The following is a 6,000-nucleotide window of genomic DNA, read 5'->3' as shown; positions in this document are numbered from 1 at the left end:
CCACCTGTCTCCGATGCTCCGAAGAGGGGCACTATCTCTAATGCTTTCATCGGGATGTCAAGACCTGGTAAGGTTCTTCGCGTTGCTTCGAATTAAACCACATACTCCACTGCTTGTGCGGGTCCCCGTCAATTCCTTTGAGTTTCAGTCTTGCGACCGTACTCCCCAGGCGGAGTGCTTACTGTGTTAACTTCGGCACCAAGGGTATCGAAACCCCTAACACCTAGCACTCATCGTTTACGGCGTGGACTACCAGGGTATCTAATCCTGTTTGCTCCCCACGCTTTCGCGCCTCAGCGTCAGTTACAGCCCAGAAAGTCGCCTTCGCCACTGGTGTTCCTCCACATCTCTACGCATTTCACCGCTACACGTGGAATTCCACTTTCCTCTTCTGTACTCAAGCCACCCAGTTTCCAGTGCGACCTCAGGTTGAGCCCAAGGTTTAAACACCAGACTTAAATAGCCGCCTGCGCGCGCTTTACGCCCAATAATTCCGGACAACGCTTGCCCCCTACGTATTACCGCGGCTGCTGGCACGTAGTTAGCCGGGGCTTTCTTCTCAGGTACCGTCACTCCGGTAGCAGTTACTCTACCGGACGTTCTTCCCTGGCAACAGAGCTTTACGATCCGAAAACCTTCATCACTCACGCGGCGTTGCTCCGTCAGGCTTTCGCCCATTGCGGAAGATTCCCTACTGCTGCCTCCCGTAGGAGTCTGGGCCGTGTCTCAGTCCCAGTGTGGCCGTTCACCCTCTCAGGTCGGCTACGCATCGTCGCCTTGGTGAGCCGTTACCCCACCAACTAGCTAATGCGCCGCAGGCCCATCCCTTAATGACAGATTGCTCCGCCTTTCATTCTCCCTTCATGAGAAAAAAGAAATTATCCGGTATTAGCTACCGTTTCCGGTAGTTATCCCAGGCTAAGGGGCAGGTTGCCTACGTGTTACTCACCCGTCCGCCGCTAAGCTTACCCCGAAGGATAAGCTCCGCTCGACTTGCATGTATTAGGCACGCCGCCAGCGTTCGTCCTGAGCCAGGATCAAACTCTCCAAATTGGTATTTAGAAAGAGCGATTGCTCATTTTGAAACATCTGACGAGAATTTGCATTCTCTACTTTTGGATCTCACCGAAGTGATTTCCAGATACTCACTCGTTGTTCAGTTTTCAAAGATCAAGCTCATTGTTACCTTCGATGTTCTCGTCAGCAGCAACTCTTATACTATATCACATCCAGCCGATCGTTGCAAGCTCTTTTTTAATTTCTTTTTTCGAGCTTAGCTTCGATGCATTTCAGCGTTTCGCGGCCAGATATAGAATATACCATGTAGAGAAAAGGAATGCAAGCATTATTTTAAAAAAGTGAATTTCATTTAAAGCAATTCTGCTAAGTTCTATAGACAAACCAAAGGAGCTGCTTCCGCAGCCCCTTTGGTAATGCCAGATTAGTCTTTGTTACGCATATGAGGGAACAGCAGCACATCACGGATAGAGGCAGCATTAGTAAGCAGCATAATCAGACGGTCTACACCGATTCCAAGTCCGCCTGTTGGCGGCATACCATACTCAAGCGCACGGATGAAATCATCATCCATCTCATGAGCCTCGTCATTCCCCTGCTCTTTCTCGTGAATCTGCGCTTCAAAGCGCTGACGCTGGTCAATCGGGTCATTGAGCTCACTGAATGCATTAGCGTGCTCACGGGCAACGATAAACAGCTCAAAGCGGTCTGTAAAGCGCGGATCCTGATCGTTCTTCTTCGCCAGCGGCGAGATTTCGACCGGATGCCCCATAACAAATGTAGGCTGTATAAGCGTTTCTTCTACAAACTGCTCGAAAAAGGCATTTAGAATGTGGCCGAAGGTCATATGCTTTTCAACCGGAACACGGTGCTCCTTAGCCAGACGCTGTGCTTCCTCATCCGTCATATGAACGCCAAAGTCAACGCCAGTCACTTCTTTGACTGCATCAACCATGCTTACACGGCGCCATCCCGGCGACAGGTCAACCTCATGTCCCTGATAGTTGATCTTTTGGCTGCCAAGCACTTCCTGGGCAATATGAGCAATCATGTTTTCGGTAAGCTGCATGATATCCTTGTAGTCAGCATAAGCTTCGTACAGCTCGATCATCGTAAACTCAGGGTTATGGCGTGTCGAAATCCCTTCATTACGGTATACACGACCTATTTCATATACCTTCTCCAGACCGCCGACAATCAGGCGCTTCAGGTGAAGCTCAATAGCGATCCGCATATACAGCTGCATATCCAGTGTATTGTGGTGAGTAATGAACGGACGGGCAGCTGCTCCGCCGGCAATGGAATGCAGTGTCGGAGTTTCAACCTCAAGATAGCCGAGCGAATCCAGATAACGGCGCATTGACTGAATAATCCGTGAACGGGCAATAAACGTCTGCTGTACCTCAGGGTTAATAATCAGATCCACATAACGCTGACGGTAGCGAAGCTCAACATCCTTAAGCCCGTGATACTTCTCAGGGAGCGGAAGCAGAGATTTGGACAATACCTCCAGATTGCTTGCTTTAATCGAGGTCTCTCCTGTCTTCGTCTTGAACACGGTTCCGCGCACCCCGATGATATCCCCCAGATCGAGCACGTTGAATGCCGCATACTGTTCTTCAGGAATGCTGTCCTGGCGCACATAAATCTGGATTTTACCGCTCAGGTCCTGGATGTGGGCGAAGCTCGCTTTTCCCATAACCCGTTTGGCCATAATACGTCCGGCAATGCTTACATCCAGATTAAGCTCGTCCAGCTCTTCTTTGGTTTGTCCGTCATATTTAGCCAGAAGATCCCCGGCTCCTGCGTTACGCTCATACTTTTTGCCGAACGGGTCGAAGCCCAGGGCACGCAGCTCGTCCAATTTGGCACGGCGGATCCGCAGCAGCTCGCTAAGCTCGCTCTCCGTGTTCTCCACTGTATTCAATTCCTCAGTCATGTTCGTTCATCCTCTCTAAAACCATCATGTCATATACATAAGAAGAAACGGCTCCCCAGGCTTAGAGCAAGGGCAGTCCGTTTCAGTGCAAAATCCGAAAAAAAGCTTCCCTAAGGAAGCTTTCAGGGGTGTAACGGTTAGTTACTTCATTGTGATATCGAGAATTTTATATTGAATGACGCCTGCAGGAACACTGACATCGACGACAGTGCCGATTTTTTTGCCCATGATGGCTCTACCTACCGGACTTTCGTTGGAGATTTTGTTGTTGAGCGGGTCAGATTCAGCTGTTCCAACAATCGTATATTCCATTACTTCGCCATACTCCAGGTCCTCAACACTGACGGTTACTCCGACACTTACCACATCAGTAACAATTTCGTCGCTGTTGATAATCCGGGCGTTGCGGAGCATTTTCTCCAAAGTGATAATACGGCCTTCAATAAAAGCCTGCTCGTTCTTCGCGTCCTCATACTCCGAGTTCTCGCTGATATCTCCGTATCCGATAGCCACTTTGATCCGCTCAGCCACTTCACGGCGCTTAACAGATTTGAGGGTCTCCAGTTCTTCTTCCAGACGTTTAAGTCCGTCCGGCGTAAGGATGACTTCTTTATCGCTCATCTCAACCGATTCTCCTGTCGTATACATTTATTGAAAACACCATACTATATGCGAATCCGGAGGGATCAGAACCCTCCCTGCTGCATTAATGCTTGCTGTAACGGCGATTTTATACTGTGAAATTATATTGGAACCGTTACTAAATGTCAATGACGCCCCATATAAAGTTCAGTGTTATCGGATAATGTATGCCAGAGCCGCTTAAAACCTCTTACTTCGGGGAATAAGTACAGCGTCTATACAGCAGACAATGACGGGCTCCCGCTCTCCTGATCCTCTTCAGCCCCGAGCTGGTCGACAAAATCATGCAAGATCCGCACCATCTCATCCCGCTCCGTTCCTTCCATGATGTGATCCTTCACCCGTGCTGCAGCCCTGAAGCCTTTGAGATACCAGGCCAGGTGCTTGCGCATTTCGCGTACAGCTACAGCCTCTCCCTTGAGGGCGATCAGACGGTCCATGTGCAAAATGGCTACCTTGATCTTCTCTTCTGCTCCAGGCTCGGGCATCAGCTCCCCTGTGCTCAAATACTGCACGGTCCGGTATAGCATCCACGGATTGCCCAGCGCGCCGCGGCCGATCATTACACCGTCACAGCCGGTCTGGTCGAGCATTGCACGCGCATCCTCAGGAGTATTAACATCACCATTGCCGATAACCGGAATGGAGACAGCCTCTTTAGCCATTCTGATATACTTCCAGTCAGCACGTCCGGTATAGAGCTGCTCACGCGTACGCCCGTGTACACTGACCGCCTGGCCTCCGGCACGTTCAACCGCACGCGCATTTTCCTCGACAAAAATATGCTCGCTGTCCCAGCCGATCCGCATTTTGACGGTAACCGGCTTATCCACCGCTTCTACCACTGCCGACACCATCTCGTATATCTTTTCAGGATTCAAAAGCCAGCGCGCACCGGCGTCACACTTTGTCACCTTGGGTACAGGACAGCCCATGTTGATATCGATGATATCCGCATTAGTCTCCTTATCGACAACCTTCGCAGCCTCAACCAGTGACGCACGGTCACCGCCAAAAATCTGCAGGCTAAGCGGCTTCTCCCGCTCATCAACAAACAGCATCTCACGCGTACGCTTGTTGCCGTGCAGTATGGCCTTGTCACTGACCATCTCCGCGCAGACCAGGCCTGTGCCGAATTCTTTGGCAATCAGGCGGAATGCCGGATTACATACGCCAGCCATCGGTGCCAGAACGACCTGATTCTTCATTTCAATACCGCCGATTTTCAGCATGCTAATTCACTTCCTCAAAATAATGTTGTATATAAAGGCACTCCGCACCATGGATCTCCGCCATTATAGGGCGGGATCGGCCAGCTCTTCGGCTGATACACCGAGAACATCCGCAATTTTATTTAAAATTTTATCCTCTAAACGTCGGTTTCCCCTCTCCACCGCACCCAGTACGGCTAGAGAAATTCCGACAGTATCCGCCAGCTGCTGCTGGGTGTAGCCTTTTAGCTTCCGGAATGCTCTGACCCGTCTTCCCATTCGTTTGATGTCCACAAGCGCATTCCTTCCTTTCCGTCCAAATCTTTAAGCGCCGCAGCCAGCCTTCCATAGAGGAGCCCCTGTGAATCATCCTGCGGGACAATGTCACTTAGCGGAACCAGTACAAATGCCCGCTCCATCATCCGGGGATGCGGCAGTGTTAAATCGGGCGTGTCCAGACTCCGGCCTTCCACCCACAGCAAATCCAGATCAACCGTACGCGGGCCGTAACGGATATCCCGCACACGGCCGAGCTGATTCTCAATCTCCAGCATCTCCCGGAGCAGCTCCTCCGGTGCAAGCGTTGTACGGAGTGCGGCAGCCATATTCAAAAACTGCGGCTGATCAAGGTAACCGACCGGCTCGGTCTCATAAATACGGGAGCAGCGCAATACTTTAATGGCCTCATGCTGGTCAAGCCTGTGCAGGGCTTCCTTCAGTGTAGCCTCACGGTTACCCAGATTAGCCCCTAAAGCAATATAAGCCTCTGATGCCTCAGAGGTGGAATGTATGTTCATGGACCTGTCTCACTTTCTCGTTCTGCGCAGCTCTACAGTGACACCCTGAAAATGAATGTCGAACGGCGGATGCGGCTTGGTCACTTTAACCGTTACCGCATTGATAATAGTATAAGTGTCCAGTAACACGGATGCAATACGTTCCGCCAAAGCTTCAATTAACTTAAAGGACTCTGTTTCGACAATATTTTTAACGGTGTAGTGCACTTCGGCATAGTTCACCGTCTGGGTCAGATCATCATTCTGTCCTGCCGCCTGCAGGTCAAGCTCAAGCTCCAGATCGATATAGAAACGCTGCCCAAGCTTGCGCTCCTCTTCAAACACGCCGTGATATCCGTAGTATTCCATGCGGTGCAGCTTCATTTTATCCATATAGAGTACCTGCCTTTTTATT

Annotated in this window: 6 protein-coding genes and 1 rRNA gene (1 of these 7 cut by a window edge); all 7 read right to left on the bottom strand. The window is 50.5% G+C overall.

Translation table 11 applies throughout. The features are described from left to right. A 16S ribosomal RNA gene (locus R70723_RS00380) occupies window positions 1-1,053 on the bottom strand; it reaches 495 nt to the left of the window's first position. Between the two features lie 388 nt (window positions 1,054-1,441). Next, window positions 1,442-2,956, bottom strand: coding sequence for a lysine--tRNA ligase (gene lysS, locus R70723_RS00375; RefSeq protein WP_039868925.1), 1,515 nt, complete (start codon window positions 2,954-2,956; stop codon window positions 1,442-1,444). Between the two features lie 141 nt (window positions 2,957-3,097). Further along, complete coding sequence (greA, locus tag R70723_RS00370; RefSeq protein ID WP_039868922.1) at window positions 3,098-3,577, bottom strand: transcription elongation factor GreA; 480 nt, start codon at window positions 3,575-3,577, stop codon at window positions 3,098-3,100. A 236-nt stretch (window positions 3,578-3,813) separates the two neighbouring features. Continuing rightward, on the bottom strand, window positions 3,814-4,830 hold the full coding sequence (dusB, locus tag R70723_RS00365) for a tRNA dihydrouridine synthase DusB (protein WP_039868921.1): 1,017 nt from the start codon (window positions 4,828-4,830) through the stop codon (window positions 3,814-3,816). Window positions 4,831-4,893: 63 nt separating this feature from the next. Beyond that, the gene (locus R70723_RS32670) at window positions 4,894-5,103 is read right to left on the bottom strand and encodes a helix-turn-helix domain-containing protein (RefSeq protein ID WP_039868919.1); all 210 of its coding nucleotides are present in this window, start codon (window positions 5,101-5,103) and stop codon (window positions 4,894-4,896) included. Then, window positions 5,055-5,606, bottom strand: a complete 552-nt coding sequence (folK, locus tag R70723_RS00355) for a 2-amino-4-hydroxy-6-hydroxymethyldihydropteridine diphosphokinase (protein ID WP_039868918.1) — start codon at window positions 5,604-5,606, stop codon at window positions 5,055-5,057. Before folK ends, R70723_RS32670 begins: the two co-directional genes overlap by 49 nt. Window positions 5,607-5,615: 9 nt before the next feature. Beyond that, a complete protein-coding gene (gene folB / locus R70723_RS00350) occupies window positions 5,616-5,978 on the bottom strand; it encodes a dihydroneopterin aldolase (RefSeq protein ID WP_039868917.1) in 363 nt (120 codons plus the stop codon). Window positions 5,979-6,000: the final 22 nt, after the last annotated feature.

Source organism: Paenibacillus sp. FSL R7-0273 (assembly GCF_000758625.1).
Classification (GTDB): domain Bacteria; phylum Bacillota; class Bacilli; order Paenibacillales; family Paenibacillaceae; genus Paenibacillus_AQ.
Note: the sequence above shows the minus strand (reverse complement) of the source record. Positions and strands in the feature narration are given on the sequence as shown.

Excerpts from the sequence above, each read along its gene's own strand:
- lysS (WP_039868925.1), bottom strand. The coding sequence starts at position 2,956 with ATGACTGAGGAATTGAATACAGTGGAGAACACGGAGAGCGAGCTTAGC.
- greA (WP_039868922.1), bottom strand. The coding sequence starts at position 3,577 with ATGAGCGATAAAGAAGTCATCCTTACGCCGGACGGACTTAAACGTCTG.
- dusB (WP_039868921.1), bottom strand. The coding sequence starts at position 4,830 with ATGCTGAAAATCGGCGGTATTGAAATGAAGAATCAGGTCGTTCTGGCA.
- folK (WP_039868918.1), bottom strand. The coding sequence starts at position 5,606 with ATGAACATACATTCCACCTCTGAGGCATCAGAGGCTTATATTGCTTTA.
- folB (WP_039868917.1), bottom strand. The coding sequence starts at position 5,978 with ATGGATAAAATGAAGCTGCACCGCATGGAATACTACGGATATCACGGC.